Raw genomic sequence first — 21,274 nt, 5'->3', positions numbered from 1 at the left:
TTCAGATCAGTAATAGACATAATGACACCTGTTCCTAACGCACGGCGGGCTGAACAGGCTTGACCCTGTCCAGTGCCAGATTAAGCTCCAAGACCTGCACACGCGGCTCGCCCAGCACTCCCCATTGACGGGCCTGGGTGTAGCGATCGATCAAGACCTGGACCTGAGCCAGCGACATGTCCCGCATCCTGGCAATACGAGCGGCCTGCAAACGGGCATTGGCTACCGAGATATGGGGGTCCAGCCCCGATGCCGACGCCGTCACGGCATCCACCGGCACGGGTGCATCCTCTGCCAAACCGTTCATCAGGCGATAGGCCTTGCTGCGCTCCGCCACAGCATCCAGCAAACTGCTGCTTAACACGCCCTGATTGCCAGCCCCGCTGGCCGCGGCGTTATAGGGTTGGGCAATACTTTGGGAAGGATCTGCCGGGTCCACTCCCACAGTCGCGCTGGGGCGGCCGTGAAAGTACGCGGGCTGGCTGAAGTACTGGCCAATCTGGCGGGAGCCTACGACCTGGCCATCACGTTGAATCAGGCTGCCCTTTGCCTGATCCGGGAACAGGGCGGTGCCGATAAAGGTCGTGGCCAAGGGGTAGGCAATGCCCGTCAACAGCATAAAAAACACAGCAGACACCAATACCGGCCGCAACAAGCTTCTCATCGTCGGGGCAGCCAGTGTCGAAACCAAAAAGTGATGGGTAGACATGACGGTCAATCCTCAAAAAGTAATGCCATCGAGCATCAACAGGTGCTCCACAATCGGGCCCAGCGCCAATGCAGGCAGGAACGTCAACCCGCCCACCACCAGAACCACAAAAATCAACAGACCCGTAAATAAGGGGGTAGCCGTCGACAAGGTGCCTGGACCCGCAGGAACCGCTTTCTTGGCGGCCAGCACACCGGCCAAAGCCAGCAAGGGCAGCAAGGTCAGATACCGCCCAACCAGCATCGCCAGCCCTATCGTCGTATTGAAGAAAGGAGTGTTCGCATTAAAGCCTGCGAAGGCTGAACCGTTATTGGCCGTGCCCGAGGTGTAGGCGTAGAGCACCTCGCTAAAGCCATGCGGGCCCATATTGGACAGACTGTCCAGGGTCGAGGGCTGCAGGCTGGCCAAAGCGGTAAAGCCCAGGATGCTGAAGGCATGCGCCAACATGGCCAGCATCACGTACTTCATCTCCCGCGCCTCAATCTTCTTGCCCAGAAACTCGGGGCTGCGCCCTATCATCATCCCCACCAGAAAGACCGTCAAAATGGCGTAGCTGACCAGACTGATAAAGCCCACCCCGATCCCGCCAAACACATTGTTCAGCATCATTTGAGCAATCGGCACCAGACCACCCAAAGGAGTCAGCGACGAATGCATGGCATCGACCGAGCCAGTGGTCGCGGCCGTGGTCACTGTGGCAAACAGACTGCTTTGCGCCACCCCGAAACGCAGCTCCTTACCCTCCAGGTTGCCTCCACCCTGCGTTCTGCTTTGTGTTTGGTCCACCCCCAGGGAAGTCAGCAAAGGATTGCCTGCCTGTTCGGCGCTATAAATCAGGGCCAGAAAGCCCACGAACATCACCAGAAAAGCGGCAAAAAATGCCCAACCCTGGCGACGGCGGCTCAGCATGGTGCCAAAGGCATAGGTCAGGGACGAGGGAACCAGCAACATGCTGAGCATGTGAATGGTATTGGTCAGCGGGGTGGGATTTTCAAAAGGATGGGCCGCATTCATGCCAAAAAAACCGCCCCCATTGGTTCCCACATGCTTGATGCTTTCAAGGCTGGCCACTGGCCCCAGAATAATCTGCTGCTTAAGCCCTTCCAGCGTGTTGACCACGACATCAGACGCCAGTGTCTGCGGCATACCCTGCCAGATATAAAGCAAGGCCAGCAAGAAGCTGCACGGCAAGAGCAGGCGATACAAAGAACGAGTGAAGTCCACCCAGTAGTTGCCAATATCAGCCGAACTTTTCCGGCTTAAACCACGGATGAAACCGCCTGCCGCCGCCAGACCTGTTGTGGCACTGATCATCATCAGAAAGGTGATGGCCACCATCTGGGAAAAATTGGACAGACTGGACTCCCCCGAATACGCCTGCCAGTTGGTATTGGTCGTAAAGGAGATGGCCGTATTAAAAGCCAGGTCAGGAGACTGGGCCACACGCTGCAGGCTGTCTCCCGGTATCCCGCCCTGCACCCGCAAAAGAACATATCCCAAAAGCAACATGGCGGCATTGCTTAACAACAGCGCCAGCGCATATCGCTTCCAGGACATCTTCTCGTCCGGGTTCACCCCCAACAGCCGATACGTGCCACGCTCAATCAAACTGTGCTTCGGGCTACAGAAAAAATGGGCAATCCACTTGCCCACCACCACTAACAAGACCGTAGAGACGGCCAGAACCACCAGGAACTGCATCAAATCGTCCAGCATGACAGCCCCTCTTACAGTTTTTCAAGACCGAGCACAAATCCGGTCGCCATCGCAAAGAATGCGAACAGCACCGCTAAGAATAAAAAATCACTCATATGCACACCTGTTCCAAACAATGAACACTTGCCAGCCTGAACTTAGAAGTTTTCGGCCTTGAGCAAGGCATAGAACAAATAGATAAACAGCCCCAGCGATACCCCTGCTGCCAGAACCGTAAAAAAGGACGCTGTCATCCTGAACTCCCGATCAATGCTGACTTGCAGCAGACAGAGACAGTCTAGGAGTGACGGCATAAATTCAGAGCAGTGTTTACTGGCCCACGTATAAAGACGGCATATGGATTTGGACCAGGGCGAGGCCGGCACGCTCCATCAACTGGTCTGTCCAGCGTTGATAGGCCTGTCTGGCAATAAGGTGCAAGGGGCTTAAATGCTGATCCAGGCCCCACAAGATATGTTGTGCATCCTGAGCCGCAGGACCGTATACCTGCTCCAGCTCGTGGCGGCCGTGGTCGCACCACTGTCGGATGCTATCGGCGGTCACTTCCAGATGGCCTTGAAAGGCCCAATGCGGACCCAGGCAGAAACCTTTATTCAAGCAATGAGGACCGTATAAAGTCCGGCTGGCCCCCGAGGGAATCTGGAAGGTGTCGTAATGCCAGTTAAACAGCATGGCACGCTTGGGCAGGCCCATGACACGCTGCGCGTAAGGGCTGCTCCAAACCTGGCCCCAACCTATGTTCGGATATGGGTTGCGCTGCACTTGAGCCCCAAGGCAACGAGCCAGCAATTGCGCCCCAAAGCAATGGCCCAGAACCGGAACATGGCGCCGAACCGCGTCCTGCAATAGTTCGTGCTCCTGCTCTATCCAGGGCAAACAATCATGGACACTGCGGTCACTGCCCAGCACGACCACCCCGCTGTAATCACGAGCGGATACCGGCGCCCCGCCCTCCAGCGGCGACATGCACAAGTGATGGGGAAGACCATGGCTCTCCAGATGATCCAGCAGCACTCCCGGCCCTTGCGTGGCCTCGTGCTGCAAAACAAGAATGGGTTTCATGACGTGAATGCCTGACCGCGCAGGCCTGTTGTTCAAGAGAACTCACTGTAGAACTGGCCGTATCAAGACCAGGATCTGTTTGCGATCAGGCTCGTATAAGTGGCATCAAGGGGATGTCTGCTGCAAACAAAAACACAGTTCGTCATTTGCCTGACATATGCCTTTGCTCAAATGTAATCGTTTTCATTTTGACGGCTGGGTGTCATGGCCAATGTAGGAATACTGGATGTCGCCAGAGCAGCCCAGGTATCGGTTGCCACGGTATCGCGCGTGCTCAATGAGCCAGAAAAGGTGGGCGAAAAGACCCGCCTTCGCGTGCAAGCCGCGATCGACGCGCTGGGGTATGAGCCCAATGCCTCGGCACGCAGTCTGCGCAGCCAACGCAGTCGGGTCATCGGCGTCGTCTTGCCTACCTTGCTCAACCCCGTTTTTGCCGAGTGTTTGAAAGGCATCGCCGATACGGCAGCCCGCGGCGGCTATGCCATCTTGCCCTTCTTTACCGACTACCACCTTGAACGTGAATCCCAGGCAGTCGCCTTGCTCCTGGCCAGCAATGTGGAAGGCATTGTGCTGGTGGTCTCCAACCCGGCTCATTCCCCTGCTTTAGTGCGACTGGGCAAGACTCGCTGTCCCTACGTACTGGCTTACAACCAGCACCCCGAGCATCCTTGCGTCACCGTCAACGGCGAGCAGGCCATGATTGAATTGATCCACCATCTGGCCACACTGGGCCATCGCCGCATTGCCATGGTAAGCGGTCATCTGCATGTGTCTGATCGCGCCCAGCAACGCAGCCATGGCTATCTAAAAGGAATGGACAAGGCGGGTCTGGCGCCCATGCCACTGCTGGAAGTGCCGTTCATGGATCAGGGCGAAGAGGAGCAAACGCCACATTCTGACGGTGTGCATCTTGCCAGCGTCGCCCGACTTTTGCGCCAGCCCGAACGTCCCACGGCCTTGATTGGCTCCAATGATCTGATTGCCATTCGCTGTCTGCGCACAGCGCAACAGATTGGCCTGCAGGTTCCCAACGATATCAGCGTGATCGGCTTTGATGGCATTGCGCTAGGGGCTGAACTGTTTCCGCGTCCGGCCACCATCGCACAGCCCAATGAAGAAATTGGTCGCCAATGCATCGGCCTGCTGCTGGAGGCAGTGGCCCAGCAAAAAACAGTTTCCGCGCAGGCCTCGGTTCTGCTGCCCTACACCTTCGACCGGGGCGAGTCCTGCGCCCCTGCCCCTTGCTCACCAAGGGCCCATACAGGATGAGGCCCCTTTCCTCTGTGGGACTCTTTCCCACCACCCCTGCGTTCAAGCCATTCCCGGCTTTTGCCTGACACCACTTACTAACTGGAGTGATCAACCATGAAACATATGCTGAGCACATTGGCTTGCCGCGTGGCACTGCCCCTGGCCCTGATGACAATGGGAAGCGCAGTCGCCGCGCAGACCGCCATTTGCTACAACTGTCCCCCTGAATGGGCCGATTGGGCCAGCCAGATCGAAGCCATCAAGCAACATACCGGCATTACCGTGCCGCCCGATAACAAGAACTCCGGCCAGTCACTGGCTCAACTACTGGCCGAATCCGCCAATCCGGTCGCTGACGTCACGTATCTGGGCATCACCTTTGCCATCCAGGCCCAGAAAGACGGCGTGACCCAAGCCTATAAACCCGAAGGCTGGGAACAGATTCCGGAAGGATTGAAAGATCCGCAAGGGCATTGGTTCGCGATTCATTCGGGCACCATGGGCATCATGGTCAATAAATCGGCCTTGGGCGATGTACCAGTGCCCACGTCCTGGAACGATCTGCTCAAGCAAGAATACAAAGGTCTGGTGGGCTATCTGGACCCTTCCTCTGCCTTCGTGGGCTATGTCGGCGCCGTTGCGATCAACGAGGCCCTGGGCGGCAATATGGACAACTTTGACCCCGCCATCAACTGGTTCAAGGCCCTGCAACAGAACAATCCCATCGTCCCCAAGCAAACCGCTTATGCTCGCCTGATTTCCGGCGAGATCCCCATCTTGCTGGACTATGATTTCAGCGCCTACCGCGCACAATATAAAGACGGGGAAGATGTAGCATTCGTCATTCCCCAGGAAGGCACGATTGTGGTGCCGTACGTCATGTCGCTGGTCAAGAACGCCCCACATGCCGAACAGGGACGCAAAGTACTGGATTTCGTGCTCTCCGAGCAAGGCCAGGCTATCTGGGCCAATGCCTTCCTGCGCCCGATTCGCAGCAGTGCCATCAGCGAGCAGGCACAGTCACGCTTCCTGCCTGACAGCGACTACGCGCGCGCCAAGGCCGTTAACTACGCACGCATGGCACAAGGTCAGAAGCCTTTTGCTGAGCGTTACCTGGCTGAGGTCCGCTAAGCGGTCCAGACGGAGTTAGCGTATGCAAGCCACCTACCTGCTGCCCCTGTGCTCGGCACCTGCCGTCGCTTTTTTTGCCGCGTTCTGGCTGTTGCCGGCGATACAGCTTCTGGCATTGCCCGCTCAGGAAGGCATAGACACCTACTGGGTCGTGTTGACATCGGGACGGTACTTGCAGGCCCTGCTGCAAACGCTGCTCCTGTCCGCTCTGGTGACCCTGGCCACCTTGGTGCTCGGCGCCATCGTTGGCATCGTGATGGCCCGCCACCGCGTGCCTGCCAAACGCCTGCTGCTCGCCTTGATGACGCTTCCCCTCTCTTTTCCCGGCGTCATCGTGGGTTTTTTCATCATCTTGCTGGGTGGTCGCCAGGGGCTGCTGGCCCAGATCACCCAGGATCTGGGGTTGGGGCGGATCACGTTTGCCTATAGCCTGCTGGGTCTGTTTCTGGCTTATCTGTACTTTTCCCTGCCTCGCGCCATTGCCACCTACACCGCCGCGGCCCAATCCATAGACCGCAATCTGGAGGAAGCGGCCCGCTCCTGTGGTGCCACACGCTGGGATATTGCCCGGGACGTCTGGATACCGGAGCTGGCGCCAACGTCGCTGTCCTGCGGCGCCATCGTATTTGCCACTTCCATGGGTGCCTTCGGGACGGCCTTCACCTTGTCCAGCCGCTACGAAGTCTTGCCCATCACGATCTACAACGAATTTACCAACTATGCGAATTTCACCTTGGCTGCCAGCTTGTCCATATCGTTGGGGCTGCTGACATGGTTTACCTTGTGGCTGGCCCGGCGCGTGGTGCGCGACCCCGCGGTGGTGGTGTGAGGACATCATGAGCACAAAAATGCTATCCCATCCTCAGCGGCCCGCTCCCCTGCTCCTGGCGCTTACCGGCCTGACCATCCTGTTCCTGCTGGGCCCCATCCTGGTTTCGGTCATGGCAGGACTGGTCAACAACTACCGCATCGGTCTGAAAAGCGGCCTAACGCTGAAATGGCTCGAACAAGTCTGGGCAAACTACGGCGGTACGGTCTGGCTATCGCTGCAACTGGCCCTGCTCTGTGTCCTGGCGGCCATCGTACTGGGACTGCCTTGCGCCTATGCACTGGCCCGTAGCCGCTCCCGCCTGGCTCGCAGTTTCGAGGAGCTGCTGACCTTGCCCGTGGCCGTGCCCGGCATGGCCTCCGCCCTTGCCCTGCTGCTGGCTTACGGTTCACTGCAAGGCTTTCGCCAGAGTTTCTGGTTCATTCTGGTCGGTCACATTGTATTTACCCTGCCGTTTATGGTGCGCACTACCACCGCCGCCCTGCAAAAACGCAGCCTGGTTGATCTGGAGGAAGCAGCCCGATCCCTGGGGGCCAGTTTCACTCAAATCTTTTTCGGGATTTTACTTCCCGCCATCTTGCCCGCCGTTGTCGCCGGCAGCCTGATGGTTTTCACCCTGTCGCTGGGGGAGTTCAACCTGACCTGGATGCTCCACACCCCCCTGACACGTACCTTGCCAGTGGGCTTGGCCGACAGCTACGCCTCCATGCGCATCGAAGTGGGTTCGGCCTATACGCTGATTTTTATGCTTGTCATCTTGCCCGTGCTCTGGGCACTGCAAGCCCTGGCGCGCTTGCTGGAGAAACAATATGGAAACTAAACACGTACCCGTGCGCATTGAACAATGCGCCAAAACCTATGCGGATGGCACACGGGGTTTGCACCCCAGCACCCTGGATATCGCCCCGGGTGAAGTCATGGCGCTGCTGGGCCCCTCGGGCTGCGGCAAGACCACCTTGCTGCGGCTGATCGCCGGTCTGGAAATGCCCGATGCCGGTAGCCGCATCCTGTTCGACGGACAGGACGTTACCCATCTGCCGATTGAAAAACGCGAAGTCGGCATGGTGTTTCAACATTACGCCCTGTTTCCGGCCATGACGGTTGAGGCGAACATCGGCTATGGCCCGAAAATCAAGGGCATGGCCCTAGCGGAGCGCCAGCAACGGGTTGGCGAGCTGGTCGATCTGATGCGCCTGAATGGTCTGGAAAAACGCCTGCCTTCTGCCCTGTCCGGTGGACAGCGACAACGGGTTGCGATCGCCCGCGCCATCGCCAATCAACCCCGTGTCCTGCTCCTGGACGAGCCCCTGGCTGCCCTGGATGCCAAGCTGAAAGTCTCGTTGCGCGATGAACTGGCCGAGCTGCTGCGACGCCTGCGCATTACCGCCGTTCACGTCACCCACGATCAACAGGAAGCCTTTGCCATTGCTGACCGGCTGGCCGTCATGCACGAAGGCCGCATTATTCAGATTGGCGACGGAGAAAGCCTGTACCGGCATCCCGCCCATCCGTTTGTCGCCACTTTCCTGGGGCGCGTCAACGTCCTGCAACGTAACGCACAAAGCCTGTTTCATAACGATGTGCGGCTGGCAGACCTGCGCCTGCCCTGCCCCGAGGCTTTACGCGGGTCACAGGAATTACTATTACGCCCAGAGGACATCCGTGTGTGCATGGAGGCACCGGCTGGCTGGGCACGGGCCCGTGTTCAGCAACGCAGTTTTATGGGCGGGCGGGTCCAGTTGACCCTGGAGGTCGCCGGACAAGCTCCCCTGATTGCCGAGGTAGATCGTGACCATGCCGCCGTGCTCGGCAGCACAGTGGGTATTCAGCTCAACCCGGACTCGCTGATACCTGGCTCGGTGCCGATGTCCTGAGGCAGTCACACCTTCCGGTCAGCCCAGGCCTGGTTCCCTTGGGCCCCCACCTGATAACAACACGGAGCGCACAGCGCGACCTGATACCGATGCTCAACACCCTACTGATTCAAATGACCGACCCGCATATACGGGAAGAAGGCCGACTGGCCTACGGACGACTCAATACCGCCCCCTATTTGCAGGCTGCCATCGACCATGCTCTGGCGCTGCCTCAAAGACCGGATGCCATCGTGCTGACAGGCGATCTGACTGACTTTGGGCGAGCCCGGGAATATGCGCAACTGCGCAGATTGCTCGCGCCGCTGGACTCGATTCCCGTCTACCTGCTGCCTGGCAATCATGATGACCGGCAGCAACTACGGGAAAGCTTCCCCGACCATACGTATTTGGGCAAAACCGGGCCGGTTTGCTACGGCGTCGATATCGGCGGGCTCAGACTGCTGGCGCTGGACAGTGCCGTCGCGGGAGCCAGCGCAGGCAGCCTGGATCAGGCGCAACTGGATTGGCTGGCTGCTGAACTGGCAAAGCACGCTACACGTCCCACTGTCATTGCCCTGCACCACCCGCCGTTCAACACCCTGATCGGCCATATGGACAGGATTGGCCTGCTGCAGGGCGCAGCGCAACTGGAAGCGATTGTTCGTCAGCACACGCAGGTCGAACGGGTCATCAGCGGGCATTTGCATCGTAGTATCCAGATCCGTTTTGGTGGAACAATAGCCAGCACGGCCCCTTCAGTCGCGCACCAGGTGTGTCTGGACCTGGCTGATGATGCCGCCTCTGCCTGGACGCTGGAGCCGTCGGGCTATGCTGTCCACGCCCTCGATAGCCACGGGCAGATTGTCACTCACACCGCTACGGTGGGCCAGTTCGACGGCCCCTTCGCCTTCCATGAACCCAGTGGCAAACTCATCGACTGATTCGCTGCGCAGCACTTTCTCTGGGTAGCGCGGCCTTGCTGCCCCCCTCAACCCCGGTTGAGGATAGATAGATGCAACCCATTGGCCCGGCGCGATCAGCAAACGCTGAAACGCTTAAACAGGATCGTTACCAGACACACCGGGACTCGCCGCATGCACAAAAATACCCCAATGCCTGATCCAACAGGGATTGGGGTATTTTGTTGGCGCTGCCTCAAACCAGGGCGCTCCGTTCAGAGACACCCCGATCTGCAAGGCAGGTCTTACTTCTTGCTGTCTTTCAGCTGAGGCACAGCCGAACCGGCCGCAGGAGCCAACAGGCCAGCTTGTGTGTAGGTGAACAGCTTGTCGCGTGTGTCCACGATGTCCAGATTGCGCATGGTCAACTGACCGATACGGTCGCGTGGCGAGAACATGCTATCCACTTTTTCCATGCTCAGACGCTCGGCCTTGTAGGTCAGGTTAGGCGAGACGGTATCCAAGATGGAGTAGTCATTACCGCGGCGCAGTTCCAGCGTCACTTCGCCAGTCACCGCACGAGCCACCCAGCGCTGGGCGGTTTCACGCAGCATGATGGCTTGTGGATCGAACCAACGGCCTTGGTACAGCAGACGACCCAAACGCAGACCGTTGATGCGGTACTGTTCAATGGTGTCTTCGTTGTGAATACCCGTTACCAGACGCTCGTAAGCAATGTGCAGCAAAGCCATGCCGGGGGCTTCGTAAATGCCACGGCTCTTGGCTTCGATGATGCGGTTTTCGATCTGGTCGCTCATGCCCAGACCATGACGGCCGCCGATGCGGTTCGCTTCCAGCATCAGTTCCACAGGGTCGGAGAATTCCACACCGTTCAGAGCAACAGGCTGACCTTCCTCAAAGCGCACACGCACTTGTTCAGCAGGCACGGCCACATCGTCACGCCAGAACGCGACACCCATAATGGGTTTGACGATATTGATGCCGGCATTCAGGTACTCCAGATCCTTGGCCTCATGCGTGGCACCCAGCATGTTGGAATCGGTGGAGTAGGCTTTCTCGGCCGACATCTTGTAGTCGAAACCGTTTTCCTGCATGTACTCGGACATCTCGGCACGGCCACCCAGCTCATCAATAAAGGTCTGGTCTAGCCAAGGTTTGTAAATCTTCAGTTCGGGGTTGGTCAACAAACCGTAGCGGTAGAAACGCTCAATGTCGTTGCCCTTGTAGGTGCTGCCATCGCCCCAGATATGAACATCGTCCTCTTTCATGGCGGCCACCAGCATGGTACCGGTTACAGCGCGGCCAATAGGCGTGGTGTTGAAGTAGGTGACACCGCCCGTGGTGATATGAAAAGCGTTGCACTGCAAAGCGGCAATCCCTTCGGCCACCAGTTGCTGACGGCAATCCACCAAGCGGGCCAAGGTGGCGCCGTATTCCTTGGCCTTGCGAGGGATGGCATCGTAATCGGGCTCGTCGGGCTGACCCAGATTGGCGGTGTAGGCGTAAGGGATGGCGCCCTTATTGCGCATCCACAAAAGGGCAGCGCTGGTGTCCAGGCCACCGGAAAAGGCAATGCCGACCTTCTGGCCGACTGGAAGAGATTCAAGGATGGTTGTCATTATCGCGTCAGTAGTGGTGTGCAAGTACAGTTCCGCCTGTCAGGCTCTCGACAAGAGCCCTGCCCGCGGCCGGATCAATATGTCATTATATCGCCTTGACCGACCCTGGACACCTTTGCGTAGCTGGATTTAATTACCCGATGAACTAGAACACGCTTTTTTACTTGGAGACCTGCCATGCCCGAGACACCCGCTCACGCTGCCATCAGCCGCTACCCCGTCCCTGCCCTGGCCGAAATGCCCGACGATATTCGCAGCCGTATTGAAGCAGTGCAGGAAAAATCCGGCTTCATACCCAATGTGTTTCTGGCCCTGGCTCATCGGCCTGACGAGTTCCGTGCCTTTTTTGCCTATCATGACGCCTTGATGGAAAAACCCAGCGGCCTGAGCCAGGCTGATCGGGAAATGATTGTGGTGGCCACCTCGGCGGCCAATCAATGCCATTACTGTGTGATCGCCCACGGCGCGATTTTACGTATCCGCGCCAAAAACCCGCTGGTGGCAGACCAGGTTGCCGTCAACTGGCGCAAGGCCGACATTAGCGCTCGCCAAAAAGCAATGCTGGCTTTCGCTCTGAAAGTCTCGCAAAACGCCCAGGATATTGACGAGGCCGACTTCCAGGCGCTGCACGAGCACGGGTTTAGCGACGAAGACGCCTGGGACATTGCCGGCATCAGTGCTTTTTTCGGTTTGAGCAATCGCATGGCCAATTTCATGTCCATGCGCTGCAATGACGAGTTTTATATGCTGGGCCGTGTCCCACGCTAAACAATGATGCGCTACGCCCTGTTGTGCGCCGGGTGGATTTGTGTGGCGCTGGCCATTGCCGGCGCTATTTTGCCTTTGCTGCCCACCACGCCATTTGTCCTGCTGGCCGCCTGGTGCTTTTCGCGTAGCTCCCCACGTTTTCACCAATGGCTGCTGAATCAGCGCCATCTTGGCCCTTACCTGCGCAACTGGGAGAACGGCCAGGGGCTGACACGCCAGGCCAAGCGTCGAGCATTGATCATCTTGTGGCTGTCGCTGGCAGTGTCCGCGTGGTTGACCAGCCACTTGGGCTGGTACCGTCTGGGTTTGCTGATTCCCGGCATTTTTGCCACCCGTTATCTGCTCCGCAGCAAAACCCTGGATGACACGTCTTCAGGCCCTGTGCAAAAATAGCCTGCTTGAACCGATCCTGGCTTCCTTTTTTGCTTGAAGATTCCATGTCTCCTCCTGTCATCTTGCTGGCCGCGGCCTATATCACCAATCCTGCCGGACAAATCCTGCTGGTCCGCAAACGTGGCAGCGCCTATTACATGCAGGCGGGTGGCAAGCTGGAGGCTGGTGAGACGCCTTTACAAGCCTTGCAGCGTGAACTGGAGGAAGAGCTTGGGCTGACAGCACAGGAAACCGCGCAGGCCCGCTATGAGGCGTACTTTGAAAGTCCCGCCGCCAACGAGCCCGGCCATATGGTTCATGCCCATGTGTTTACGCTATCAGTAGAGCGCGACATCCAGGCGGCAGCCGAACTGGAGGAAGCCCGCTGGGTCAGCCCTCAAGAAATCCGTTCTCTGACCCTCGCCCCCTTGCTGGCCAATCACATTTTGCCGCGCCTGTGCGCTCCGGCAAGCGCCTGAGAGGTGACTGGGTCTGAGGCGAGCTCTCTTGCGCGGCACAAACCACGAGCCGACTATTTTTTGGCATAATGTCGCCCTTGAGTCTCCTCTTGGGGGACGCAGCTATTTGCCCGGCCAGCCCGCCACGGCGGGCTTTTTTTATTGAGCGCTAATTTATGTCCTCTTTGCCCTGTCAAGGCGCAATCGTCACCTTTACCCTTCAGCAACTGCGTGCCGCCACGCAGGCAGGGGGAATTTTGGGTGTGTCCATCAAAGGACAAGGCAATCATTTTTTTGTACAGGTAGCCACGCGTGCCGGACAGGCGGTGCTGGTCACCGCCCGCAGTAAAGATCCACGCAGCTTCAAAAGCCCCCTGCAAGCCATGGTCTTGCTCAAGCAAGTGGGGATTGTGACCGGCCAGTTTGATCTCACCCAATACTCACCGGACCAACACGAAACCGCTCCTCGCAGTCGTCGCCGTCCTGCCAAGCCCAGCAAACTGGGTTTGCGCTGGAACCGGATTGCAGAACGCATCTCCAGCCCGGCGCAGCCATCCTTGGATGACCCCAGCCTGGATATCAGCGAGGAGCAGACACGCCGCCTGATCGCCCGGCAAGAAAACCAGCAATTAAGCCTGCTGGGCAACTAAGCGCAAGCCTACGGAGTTTTCGGACGTTTCCACCGCATAGGCCGCGTCCAGTGCCTGCGCCAGATCCTGCTGTAAGTGCCCGGGCTCCTCCAGCCCGACATGCAAACGCAGCAGTTGTCCTTCGCCAAACAAGGCACGCCCGTTGCGTTTGGGCATATCGATGGGCAAAGCCAGACTTTCAAAGCCGCCCCAGGACAGGCCAATACCGAACAGTTGCAAGGCTTTAAAAAAGCGTGAGAGCTGCTCGTGGCTCAAGGGCTCGAGCACCACGCCGAACAGGCCAGTTGCGCCGGTGAAGTCCCGCTTCCAGATAGCATGCCCGGGGTGCGATTCCAGTGCGGGATGCAATACCTGACGCACCTGCGGATGATGTTCAAGAAAACGCGCAATCTGCAAGGCGCTGGCCTGATGCTGACGCAGGCGCACGCCTAAGGTGCGCAAGCCTCGCAACGCCAAAAAGGCATCATCCGGCCCCGCTGTCTGGCCAAAATCATGTGCCGCACGGCGCAGCAAAGGCCAAGCCCGCTCATTGGCAGTCGCAACCCCCAGCAAGGCATCCGAATGCCCGGTCAAATACTTGGTGGCGGCCTGTATGGACACATCCACACCGTGCTCAAAAGCTTGGAAAAACAACGGTGTGGCCCACGTGTTGTCCAGCAATACATAGGCCCCGGCTGCATGCGCGCAACGCGCGATAGCGGGGATATCCTGGATTTCAAAAGTGGCAGAACCCGGGGACTCCACATACACGACCTTGGTGTTGGGACGAATCAGACTGGCGATCCCCTCTCCGATGCAGGGCTCGTAAAACTGAACCTGAATACGCATCCGGCCAGCCAGCACCTGCTGCGCAAACGTGCGCATCGGACCATAAATCGAATCAGGCAAGAGCAAATGGTCACCCACTTCCAGCATGCCCAGCAAGGTGTGGGTACAAGCAGCCAGACCGGAAGGAAACACGCTGGCCTGAAATCCCCCTTCCAGCTCGGCCACGGCCTGTGTCAGGGTCTGCAAGGTGGGGTTGGTGAAACGACCATAAGAGGCGTACGGGTTTTCAGGCTCTTTGCGCTGTGTCCATTGCTCCAGATTGTCGGCCAAAATGGTCGACCCCCGGCAAATGGGTACATTGACAAAGCCGCCTGACACACGGCTGTCCCGACCCATATGCGTCAAACGGGTATTTTGATAATCGCAATCCTGCATGCTGTTTTCCTGGTCCTGTTCACAAGAGATGAATGGAAACAGTCTACGCAAGAGCAGGCAGGCAATTATTGCCTTTTCACCCTAGGATAGGGAGAATAAATAGAATAAAAATCCTCATCCATCCTTTTTATTGGGAATTTTTTCTTATGCTGGATAAGTTCGACAAGCACATCCTGGAAATACTGCAAAACGACGCCACTTCGCCCATCCAGGACATTGCCGATCGTGTCGGTTTGTCCAGCACCCCATGCTGGCGTCGCATACAACGGTTGGAGCAAGATGGCTATATCGAAAAGCGAGTGGCGCTGCTCAGCCCGGAAAAGCTGAATGTGGGTGTCACGGTATTTGTGGCCATCAAAACGAATCAGCACAACAAGCAGTGGTACAGCCAGTTTTCCGCCGTGGTCGAGGCCATTCCTCAGATCGTGGAGTTCTATCGCATGAGCGGCGATACCGATTATTTACTACGCGTCGTTGTACCGGACATCAAGAGTTTTGATCGTGTTTACCAGCGCCTGATCTCGGAAATTGAGCTGACCGATGTCAGCTCCAGCTTTGCCATGGAGCAAATCAAGTTCACGACACGCCTGCCCCTGGACTATGCCTGAAGCCTCTTGCCCGCCCCTCAGGCACTCAAGCCCGCCAGCGCCCTAAAAACTGTATTCCACATCCAGGGTCTGACCAATCGTTAGCCTCTGAGCGGGTGACTCGACCAGCATGGCCTGCATGCCGAACAAGGTACCTTGTGCAAACTGGCGACTTTGCGCCAAGGCCAGGCCTGGCTGCGTGCCGATCTCGGCGGTGAGCTGATTCACGTTAGGCATAGGGCAACGAGTACATTGGCGAACGAAGGCAAAACTTAATCCTTCGCTGCTCAGGCCAAGGACATAATCTTCCTCGTAGGCAGGCAGACCCTTGAAAACCACATTGGCACGGAAACGATCGACGGGCACGGCCTGCTCACCGGACTGCTGCACCAGACGATTCAATTCTTCCACGGACGCTTCATTGATAAACAAGAAAGGCAGTGCATCCGCAAAGCCAAAACCCTGTTGCTGATCGCCGATTGAACGCCAGCCCTGTGACTTTTCTTCCCAGGGACGCACACGTTCGGTCAAGACATGACGACGGGCCCGGCTATGCCTGCGCAGCACCCGACACGGGGTTTGCAAAAAATCACTGAACCAGTGTGCGACCAAGTCGCCCTCATCCCGGCCCAAGGTGTCCGAGCTCCAGATACGCACCGACACGGCGACGTTCTCGCCGACCGGCGCGTCCAGAGACCAGGACAAGGTTTCCATACCGGGCGCCTGGACGGTGATTCGCCCATCCTGCACAACAGGGCGAATCAAAGCCATTCGGGGCCAGCGGCGCTGGGTCATGAATACGCCTTGCTGATCGACCACCACCCACTCTCGGTCGTAAGCCAGGCCTGCCACACTCGCCAGCACCCCCTGCGGGTGCGCCTGGGCTGCGCAGGACTTGATGGGATGAGTAAACAAACCGGTAATGGTAATCATGAGTCGCGACAACAAAAGGCAAAAAGACAAGGAATCCATTCTAGATCAGCCAGAACAGGCAGCCCCAAATACCAAGACAAGCACTCCCCACGACGTGGGTCAGAAACATCGCCCTCCGATAACTTTGCCGCTTTATATCTTGACAAAGCCATCGAATCATGTCTTAATAGACGACAGATCGCAGCAACACATCCATTAGATTAAAAATATGCGGTCAAATTTTTTTGGAATGTACCCATCTACTTAGGTCCTGCTGACCTTTTGGCATGTCCCCCAAACATGCGGGTATTCATTCACTACGGCGACGACAGCCACATCCAGACTTATTTTTTGCATCGTAGCGGTCTCGCTGCGTCCATTTGCTTGGCAAACGAATAAGGCGCTGTCCATGCCACAACAGAGCTTGTTTGTCTGGTGCATTTGTCGTCCAGTCAGCAAAGATCTACATTGAAATAGTAATGGCCTGGTCTCCGTGTGGAGTCCGGTCCATCATGGTGTCATCAAATCTCAATAAAAAAACGATGTAATGACGCCACACGATAAGGAAAAAAACATGAAAAATATCTATCCAACTGGCTTGATCTCGCGTCCTGAGCATATTGCCCTGAACAAAACCGATATTCGCATTGGCGATACGGTTTATCTACAACCCAAAAACGGCCCGCGCATGGCCGGCACGGTGATCTTCAGTTCACCCGTACATGGCTGCACGACCTACACGGCCGATGCTCACAGTCAGGATGCGAATGTGCGGTTCCGCTTCCGTTTGCAGGACGTGCATCACGTGGCGCCTCGTCATCCTATGCCCGCCTTGAACTAAAGCGATGTGTGCCAGATAATGCGGGGTAAGCGGAATACCCCGCATTAATTTCATTTAAGAACATATAATTACAATTTGAAATAAACATTTCCGCTTTCATCCTAAAATAGTAGCGGCTTGAAACTTATCCGACGCTGTAAAGCGTCCACGACGAGCAGGCGCTCCTATGGCAACGGATATGAACCCAAAGCAGGCGTTCTGCTTGCGCCCATCCCGGCGCCACTCCTTTCTCTCTCGTTTTCTTCTATTCAGCCTGGTCTTGGTCTTGACCCTGCTGGGTACCCGCTTGCGCCATTACGACGCTCTGACCATTTTCTGGCCAGCCGAAGCGGTGCTTCTGGGGCTGTTTCTTCGACGCCCGGATTGGGGGCGGCAGGTTCTTAACTGGACCATTGTGGTAGTGGCCTACCTGTGTGCCGAACTGATTGCCGGCAACCCCTTGCCTATCGCCCTATTACTGACCGTGGCCGACGCCAGCGGCTTGGGCCTGGCTTATTGGCTCATCACGCACAACCCTTTGCTGGATCTATCTTTGCGTCGCCCCCAGGCCATGTTGACCCTGGCTGCCTACTGCAGTCTGGCTTGCGTGGTGTCGGCCTTGCTAGGCGGCCTTGCCTTGTATCTGCATACCTCCCAGCCTTTGTCACTGGCCATTTTGTCCTGGATGCTGACGGGCATGATTTCCTACGCGGCGATCCTTCCGGTCATTCTAACGGCCCCTTCCCGTCCCCTACGCCGTTTTCTGGAATATTGGAATGAACCTCACCTGACAAGCCTGGCTCAGTTGGCACCCGCTTTATTGTTACTGCTGACCAGCTTATTGAGCCTGCTGATTGACGGCCCAGGCTCAATGGCCTTTCCCGTTCTGCCTTTATTGTGGTGCGCGTTGAGCTATTCGCTCTTTTCCACCACGCTACTGACCTTGTTTTACGTACTCTGGACACTTTTCGCCCTGAACCCGCCGGTGTACTTTCTGCCCAGCCAGTTACACACATCGCTGGATTTGTTGTCCTTGCGGATTGGAATCGCTTCTATTGCCCTGGCCTGCATTACCTGCGCCAGCCTGATGTCGGCACGCAATCTGGCGGTGGAGAAACTCCAGCGACTGGCGCACCGCGATGCCCTGACAGGTCTGCTCAACAAACAGGCTTTTTACCAGCAAAGCCAGGATGCATTGACCCAATGCCGCCTGAAACATATCCCCGTCAGCGTCATTGTTCTGGATATCGACCACTTCAAGCCCATTAACGACACGCATGGCCATCATGTCGGCGATCTGGCCCTGAGCGCCATTACGCAACGCATTTCCTTGGCGTTGCGCGATACCGACTTATGCGGGCGGCTAGGAGGTGAGGAGTTCGGCATTTTGCTGCCAGACTGCGGGGCCGCTCAAGCGCATACCGTGGCCGAGCGAGTCCGCAAAAGCATCGCCTTGCTGCCGTTTTCTCTGGACAATCAGCAGCAACTGACCATGACCGCCAGCCTGGGGGTTGCCACTCTGGAGCCTTCCACCCTGGATCTGCATGCCCTGCTTCGCCAAGCCGACAAAGCCCTGTATGAGGCTAAACGGGCGGGCCGGGACCAGAGCTTTTCCTACCCGTTTCCCGAACCCCAAACAGGGACTTGACGTTACCCGTAAGCAAACCGATACTGATGTGTCAAAACGAAACAAACCATCAGGGAGCGGTAATATGGCGTCAGTTTATGCCTCACCTTTGTGCCAGGCGTGTTTGACCTTGCCGCACGGAGTAAGCACCAGCCAAGCGCACGCTGATTTGCGCTTACTCGGTCAGCACCCCCCTTCTGCCGACGGGGCGCACGAAACCCAGTACCGTTGCCTGAGCTGTCAGACTCACTGGCTGTTGCGCACCAACCGCTGGGGCATTCCCGAAGGCTTCCGGCTCAAACCTGTATAGGCAAAGCAGAACACATGCACTACCATGACAGCTTTGTCTGTTAGCGATTGCGTATGTCTGCCCTGCTGTTTGATACTGAAACCACCGGCTCCGCCAAACCTCAAGTGATTGAGGCGGCCTGGCTGCGTTTGAGCGACCCTGTCTTCTTGCTGGTCAACGAAGAGTTCGAACAACGCTACCGACCCGATGAGCCCAATACTCTGGGCGCTCTGGCCACGCACCACATTTACGACGAAGAGCTACAAGACTGCCCTTCTCATACCGAGTTCAAGCTGCCTGCCGACACCCAATACATTATTGGTCATAACGTCGATTATGACTGGGGTGTGGCCGCTTACCCGGCGGTCAAGCGCATTTGCACGCTGGCCCTGGCCCGTCACTTGATACCAGGACTGGACAGCTACAGCCAATCTGCCCTGATCTATCATATTGACCGCGCCAACGCGCGTGAGCGTCTGCGTCATGCGCACAGTGCATTGGCAGATGTGCGCAATTGTCTGTCGCTTCTGCAGCATCTGTTGGGCCTGACCCAGAATATTCATACTTGGGAGCAGTTATGGCAGCTCTCTGAACACGCTCGTATCCCGACCACACTGCACTTTGGCAAGCACAAGGGCATGGCCATTGCCGATGTGCCACAAGACTATAAAAACTGGCTGCTGCGCCAGCCGGATCTGGACCCCTATTTAATCAAGGCCTTGAAAGTCTAAGTCTTAAGCTTCGTAAAATCCCTAATGGCTGCCAACCGGCATATGCCCAATGATGAAGGTCCCAACAAGAACTTCATGAGGTGGCAAATGATCGAGGTTGCATACGTCACGAAAGATATGCGTCGGGACCCTTACGAACGAATCACCCATCTTGGAGGCGCAGGCTGGCAACACTCACAACCCGAGGTTGTCCGACATATCGAGCAAGGCCAGCAGGACTACTACATTTTGCTGGATGGCATTCCCGCCAAACTGATCGTGGCGCTTAGCCGTTTTGGTTCCAAGTACCTGAAAACAGAGCTGGAAGTTGAAGAGCCTCACATTTTGCTCAGCCTGCCCAACCAAGCGACTTGAACAGGCTGGCTTGTTCTGCAGTCTTTAACCAGAAAAAACGCGGCCCGAGCCGCGTTTTTTCATCGTAAGGCTTGTTTCTTAGGGCTTGAGCAAACGCCACTGGCCGTCACGCACCGTAATCAGCTCACGCCCACGCTCGTCAAAGCCACTGTGATCTTCAGGCGTCATCGTATAGACACCTTGCGTAGCGATCAGATCACGCGTTTGCTCCAGAGCATCACGCAAAGCGGAACGAAACTCGGGGGTGCCGGGCTTGGCCTTGGCAGCAGCAACCGGAACCGCCTTCTCCAGCAACAGACCCGCGTCATACACATTGGCGCCAAAGGTAGCAGGAGCCTGACCGTAGCGTTCGGTATAACGCTGGATATAGTCCTGCGCAATGGGTTTGGCTGGATTGCTGTCCGCAATCTCTGGCAAGACCAGCATCAGGCTGGCTGCCAGAATCGTCCCCTCCACCTGTTCGCCGCCCAGACTCAGAAAAGCCGGTAAAGCAGCCCCGTGTGTTTGATAAATCTGCCCTTTGTAACCCTGTTTGACCAGGGTCACCTGGGGCAACACCGCCGCAGCACCCGTACCTGCAACCAGCACCGCATCCGGTTTGGCCGCGTAAATCTTCAAGGCCTGGCCGGTGACCGACGTGTCCGAGCGCACATAACGTTCGGTCGCCACAATGTCGATATTGTTCGCCTCGGCCAGCTCTTTGAACACCGTCAGCCAGCTCTCGCCATACGCATCGTTGAAACCCAGAAAACCTGCGGTCTTCACACCATTGTCGACCATATGCTTGACCAGGGCCTGCGCAATGATGTCATCATTTTGCGTGGTCTTGAAAATCCACTTTTTCTGCTCGGTCATGGGCAGCACCACCGAGGCCGCACCCACCGGGGCCAATACCGGCGTGCCCGAATCGGCCGCAAACTGAATCAGCCCCATGGCATTGGGCGAGCCTGTCGGCCCAATCAAGGCATCGATCTTGTCCTCGGAGATCATTTTCTTGAACAAGGTCACCGTTTGATTCGGATCACTGGCATCATCCATGGAGATGTACTCCACCGTCAGATCCCCCATCTTGGTCGGCAGCAAAGGAACCGTATTGCGCTGTGGCAAACCGACGACCGCCGTCGGCCCGGTCGCCGAAGCGATAACGCCGATTTTGACTTGGGAATGGGCCGGAGCGGCCAGGGCAGCCAGCGCAACGGATAAAGCAAAGACAGTGCGTGTCAGTTTCATAATATGCAGAGCGAGTTAAGCCCTTCCCCCCTTGATATCGGCGCGCCCGCGCCTATATGGATTGATCTGGACATACGATAGCAAATTCTCCGTGCCGCACGTGTCCTCTTAGGGCATCTTCTTCGGCAGGTCTGCTTACAATTGTACGCGGGCTTACCTAATAAAGTAGTTTATAACGAA

23 protein-coding genes are annotated in these 21,274 nt (G+C 57.0%); 15 read left to right on the top strand and 8 right to left on the bottom strand.

All coding sequences use genetic code 11. The features are described 5' to 3' along the window. Positions 1-34: 34 nt before the first annotated feature. From kdpC to FE795_RS06690, 4 genes are all read right to left on the bottom strand, one after another. A complete protein-coding gene (gene kdpC / locus FE795_RS06705) occupies positions 35-709 on the bottom strand; it encodes a potassium-transporting ATPase subunit KdpC (protein WP_219235909.1) in 675 nt (224 codons plus the stop codon). A gap of 12 nt (positions 710-721) precedes the next feature. Next, entirely contained in the window at positions 722-2,425 is a 1,704-nt protein-coding gene (gene kdpA, locus FE795_RS06700) for a potassium-transporting ATPase subunit KdpA (protein WP_219235907.1), read from the bottom strand. 137 nt (positions 2,426-2,562) lie between these two features. After that, on the bottom strand, positions 2,563-2,658 hold the full coding sequence (gene kdpF / locus FE795_RS06695; protein ID WP_100214825.1) for a K(+)-transporting ATPase subunit F: 96 nt from the start codon (positions 2,656-2,658) through the stop codon (positions 2,563-2,565). A 76-nt stretch (positions 2,659-2,734) separates the two neighbouring features. Further along, positions 2,735-3,487 (bottom strand): type 1 glutamine amidotransferase, encoded by a 753-nt coding sequence (locus FE795_RS06690; protein ID WP_003801529.1) that lies wholly within the window; start codon positions 3,485-3,487, stop codon positions 2,735-2,737. A gap of 204 nt (positions 3,488-3,691) precedes the next feature. On the opposite strand from FE795_RS06690, the gene FE795_RS06685 reads away from it, so the two are divergent. The 6 genes from FE795_RS06685 to FE795_RS06660 all read left to right on the top strand — a co-directional run bounded on the left by FE795_RS06685 (position 3,692) and on the right by FE795_RS06660 (position 9,495). Next, a complete protein-coding gene (locus FE795_RS06685) occupies positions 3,692-4,756 on the top strand; it encodes a LacI family DNA-binding transcriptional regulator (RefSeq protein WP_219235904.1) in 1,065 nt (354 codons plus the stop codon). Between the two features lie 105 nt (positions 4,757-4,861). Continuing rightward, positions 4,862-5,869 (top strand): ABC transporter substrate-binding protein, encoded by a 1,008-nt coding sequence (locus tag FE795_RS06680; protein WP_407927746.1) that lies wholly within the window; start codon positions 4,862-4,864, stop codon positions 5,867-5,869. A gap of 22 nt (positions 5,870-5,891) precedes the next feature. Then, the gene (locus FE795_RS06675; protein WP_003801534.1) at positions 5,892-6,698 is read left to right on the top strand and encodes an ABC transporter permease; all 807 of its coding nucleotides are present in this window, start codon (positions 5,892-5,894) and stop codon (positions 6,696-6,698) included. Between the two features lie 19 nt (positions 6,699-6,717). Then, complete coding sequence (locus FE795_RS06670) at positions 6,718-7,518, top strand: ABC transporter permease (protein WP_131071902.1); 801 nt, start codon at positions 6,718-6,720, stop codon at positions 7,516-7,518. Beyond that, positions 7,508-8,572 carry an ABC transporter ATP-binding protein gene (locus FE795_RS06665; RefSeq protein ID WP_059317776.1) on the top strand — a complete coding sequence of 355 codons (1,065 nt, stop codon included), beginning with the start codon at positions 7,508-7,510 and terminating at the stop codon, positions 8,570-8,572. Before FE795_RS06670 ends, FE795_RS06665 begins: the two co-directional genes overlap by 11 nt. Before the next feature lie 89 nt (positions 8,573-8,661). Then, complete coding sequence (locus FE795_RS06660) at positions 8,662-9,495, top strand: phosphodiesterase (RefSeq protein ID WP_003801540.1); 834 nt, start codon at positions 8,662-8,664, stop codon at positions 9,493-9,495. A 263-nt stretch (positions 9,496-9,758) separates the two neighbouring features. Here FE795_RS06660 and argG read toward each other — a convergent pair whose 3' ends face one another. After that, positions 9,759-11,093, bottom strand: coding sequence for an argininosuccinate synthase (gene argG / locus FE795_RS06655; RefSeq protein WP_003801544.1), 1,335 nt, complete (start codon positions 11,091-11,093; stop codon positions 9,759-9,761). Between the two features lie 177 nt (positions 11,094-11,270). Here argG and FE795_RS06650 point away from each other — a divergent pair, with 177 nt between their 5' ends. The 4 genes from FE795_RS06650 to FE795_RS06635 all read left to right on the top strand — a co-directional run bounded on the left by FE795_RS06650 (position 11,271) and on the right by FE795_RS06635 (position 13,341). Then, positions 11,271-11,861 carry a peroxidase-related enzyme gene (locus tag FE795_RS06650; protein ID WP_003801546.1) on the top strand — a complete coding sequence of 197 codons (591 nt, stop codon included), beginning with the start codon at positions 11,271-11,273 and terminating at the stop codon, positions 11,859-11,861. A 3-nt stretch (positions 11,862-11,864) separates the two neighbouring features. Continuing rightward, positions 11,865-12,254, top strand: a complete 390-nt coding sequence (locus tag FE795_RS06645; RefSeq protein WP_039943286.1) for a YbaN family protein — start codon at positions 11,865-11,867, stop codon at positions 12,252-12,254. A 44-nt stretch (positions 12,255-12,298) separates the two neighbouring features. Continuing rightward, a complete protein-coding gene (locus FE795_RS06640; RefSeq protein WP_003801551.1) occupies positions 12,299-12,712 on the top strand; it encodes an NUDIX hydrolase in 414 nt (137 codons plus the stop codon). 155 nt (positions 12,713-12,867) lie between these two features. Further along, positions 12,868-13,341: a hypothetical protein gene (locus tag FE795_RS06635; protein ID WP_003801553.1), complete on the top strand. Its 474-nt coding sequence runs from the start codon at positions 12,868-12,870 to the stop codon at positions 13,339-13,341. Here the strand turns inward: FE795_RS06635 and metC are convergent. Next, positions 13,321-14,544, bottom strand: coding sequence for a cystathionine beta-lyase (gene metC, locus FE795_RS06630; protein WP_219235900.1), 1,224 nt, complete (start codon positions 14,542-14,544; stop codon positions 13,321-13,323). The genes FE795_RS06635 and metC overlap by 21 nt on opposite strands. Before the next feature lie 149 nt (positions 14,545-14,693). On the opposite strand from metC, the gene FE795_RS06625 reads away from it, so the two are divergent. Beyond that, positions 14,694-15,152, top strand: coding sequence for an Lrp/AsnC family transcriptional regulator (locus FE795_RS06625; RefSeq protein ID WP_039943352.1), 459 nt, complete (start codon positions 14,694-14,696; stop codon positions 15,150-15,152). A 42-nt stretch (positions 15,153-15,194) separates the two neighbouring features. Here FE795_RS06625 and FE795_RS06620 read toward each other — a convergent pair whose 3' ends face one another. Further along, a complete protein-coding gene (locus FE795_RS06620) occupies positions 15,195-16,064 on the bottom strand; it encodes an MOSC domain-containing protein (protein WP_100214826.1) in 870 nt (289 codons plus the stop codon). A 553-nt stretch (positions 16,065-16,617) separates the two neighbouring features. Between FE795_RS06620 and FE795_RS06615 the strand changes: the two genes are divergently transcribed. The 4 genes from FE795_RS06615 to FE795_RS06600 all read left to right on the top strand — a co-directional run bounded on the left by FE795_RS06615 (position 16,618) and on the right by FE795_RS06600 (position 19,864). Further along, positions 16,618-16,884 (top strand): hypothetical protein, encoded by a 267-nt coding sequence (locus FE795_RS06615; RefSeq protein ID WP_003801561.1) that lies wholly within the window; start codon positions 16,618-16,620, stop codon positions 16,882-16,884. A 178-nt stretch (positions 16,885-17,062) separates the two neighbouring features. Further along, complete coding sequence (locus tag FE795_RS06610; RefSeq protein WP_230406284.1) at positions 17,063-18,511, top strand: GGDEF domain-containing protein; 1,449 nt, start codon at positions 17,063-17,065, stop codon at positions 18,509-18,511. A 342-nt stretch (positions 18,512-18,853) separates the two neighbouring features. Further along, entirely contained in the window at positions 18,854-19,510 is a 657-nt protein-coding gene (locus tag FE795_RS06605; protein WP_003801567.1) for a 3'-5' exonuclease, read from the top strand. Between the two features lie 87 nt (positions 19,511-19,597). After that, a complete protein-coding gene (locus FE795_RS06600) occupies positions 19,598-19,864 on the top strand; it encodes a DUF3892 domain-containing protein (protein WP_221081945.1) in 267 nt (88 codons plus the stop codon). Between the two features lie 78 nt (positions 19,865-19,942). On the opposite strand, the gene FE795_RS06595 is transcribed toward FE795_RS06600, so the two are convergent. After that, positions 19,943-21,094: an ABC transporter substrate-binding protein gene (locus FE795_RS06595; RefSeq protein ID WP_003801571.1), complete on the bottom strand. Its 1,152-nt coding sequence runs from the start codon at positions 21,092-21,094 to the stop codon at positions 19,943-19,945. Positions 21,095-21,274 lie beyond the last annotated feature (180 nt).

The organism is Alcaligenes ammonioxydans (genome assembly GCF_019343455.1).
GTDB classification, from domain to species: Bacteria; Pseudomonadota; Gammaproteobacteria; order Burkholderiales; family Burkholderiaceae_B; genus Alcaligenes; species Alcaligenes ammonioxydans.
This window is presented reverse-complemented; position numbering and strand designations above follow the sequence as displayed.

Excerpts from the sequence above, each read along its gene's own strand:
- FE795_RS06685 (WP_219235904.1), top strand. The coding sequence starts at position 3,692 with ATGGCCAATGTAGGAATACTGGATGTCGCCAGAGCAGCCCAGGTATCG.
- kdpC (WP_219235909.1), bottom strand. The coding sequence starts at position 709 with ATGTCTACCCATCACTTTTTGGTTTCGACACTGGCTGCCCCGACGATG.
- FE795_RS06610 (WP_230406284.1), top strand. The coding sequence starts at position 17,063 with ATGAACCCAAAGCAGGCGTTCTGCTTGCGCCCATCCCGGCGCCACTCC.
- FE795_RS06670 (WP_131071902.1), top strand. The coding sequence starts at position 6,718 with ATGCTATCCCATCCTCAGCGGCCCGCTCCCCTGCTCCTGGCGCTTACC.
- FE795_RS06640 (WP_003801551.1), top strand. The coding sequence starts at position 12,299 with ATGTCTCCTCCTGTCATCTTGCTGGCCGCGGCCTATATCACCAATCCT.
- FE795_RS06675 (WP_003801534.1), top strand. The coding sequence starts at position 5,892 with ATGCAAGCCACCTACCTGCTGCCCCTGTGCTCGGCACCTGCCGTCGCT.
- FE795_RS06595 (WP_003801571.1), bottom strand. The coding sequence starts at position 21,094 with ATGAAACTGACACGCACTGTCTTTGCTTTATCCGTTGCGCTGGCTGCC.
- FE795_RS06665 (WP_059317776.1), top strand. The coding sequence starts at position 7,508 with ATGGAAACTAAACACGTACCCGTGCGCATTGAACAATGCGCCAAAACC.
- kdpF (WP_100214825.1), bottom strand. The coding sequence starts at position 2,658 with ATGACAGCGTCCTTTTTTACGGTTCTGGCAGCAGGGGTATCGCTGGGG.
- FE795_RS06620 (WP_100214826.1), bottom strand. The coding sequence starts at position 16,064 with ATGATTACCATTACCGGTTTGTTTACTCATCCCATCAAGTCCTGCGCA.
- metC (WP_219235900.1), bottom strand. The coding sequence starts at position 14,544 with ATGCAGGATTGCGATTATCAAAATACCCGTTTGACGCATATGGGTCGG.
- FE795_RS06660 (WP_003801540.1), top strand. The coding sequence starts at position 8,662 with ATGCTCAACACCCTACTGATTCAAATGACCGACCCGCATATACGGGAA.
- FE795_RS06645 (WP_039943286.1), top strand. The coding sequence starts at position 11,865 with ATGATGCGCTACGCCCTGTTGTGCGCCGGGTGGATTTGTGTGGCGCTG.
- FE795_RS06680 (WP_407927746.1), top strand. The coding sequence starts at position 4,862 with ATGCTGAGCACATTGGCTTGCCGCGTGGCACTGCCCCTGGCCCTGATG.
- FE795_RS06690 (WP_003801529.1), bottom strand. The coding sequence starts at position 3,487 with ATGAAACCCATTCTTGTTTTGCAGCACGAGGCCACGCAAGGGCCGGGA.
- FE795_RS06605 (WP_003801567.1), top strand. The coding sequence starts at position 18,854 with ATGTCTGCCCTGCTGTTTGATACTGAAACCACCGGCTCCGCCAAACCT.
- FE795_RS06650 (WP_003801546.1), top strand. The coding sequence starts at position 11,271 with ATGCCCGAGACACCCGCTCACGCTGCCATCAGCCGCTACCCCGTCCCT.
- kdpA (WP_219235907.1), bottom strand. The coding sequence starts at position 2,425 with ATGCTGGACGATTTGATGCAGTTCCTGGTGGTTCTGGCCGTCTCTACG.
- FE795_RS06615 (WP_003801561.1), top strand. The coding sequence starts at position 16,618 with ATGAAAAATATCTATCCAACTGGCTTGATCTCGCGTCCTGAGCATATT.
- argG (WP_003801544.1), bottom strand. The coding sequence starts at position 11,093 with ATGACAACCATCCTTGAATCTCTTCCAGTCGGCCAGAAGGTCGGCATT.
- FE795_RS06635 (WP_003801553.1), top strand. The coding sequence starts at position 12,868 with ATGTCCTCTTTGCCCTGTCAAGGCGCAATCGTCACCTTTACCCTTCAG.
- FE795_RS06600 (WP_221081945.1), top strand. The coding sequence starts at position 19,598 with ATGATCGAGGTTGCATACGTCACGAAAGATATGCGTCGGGACCCTTAC.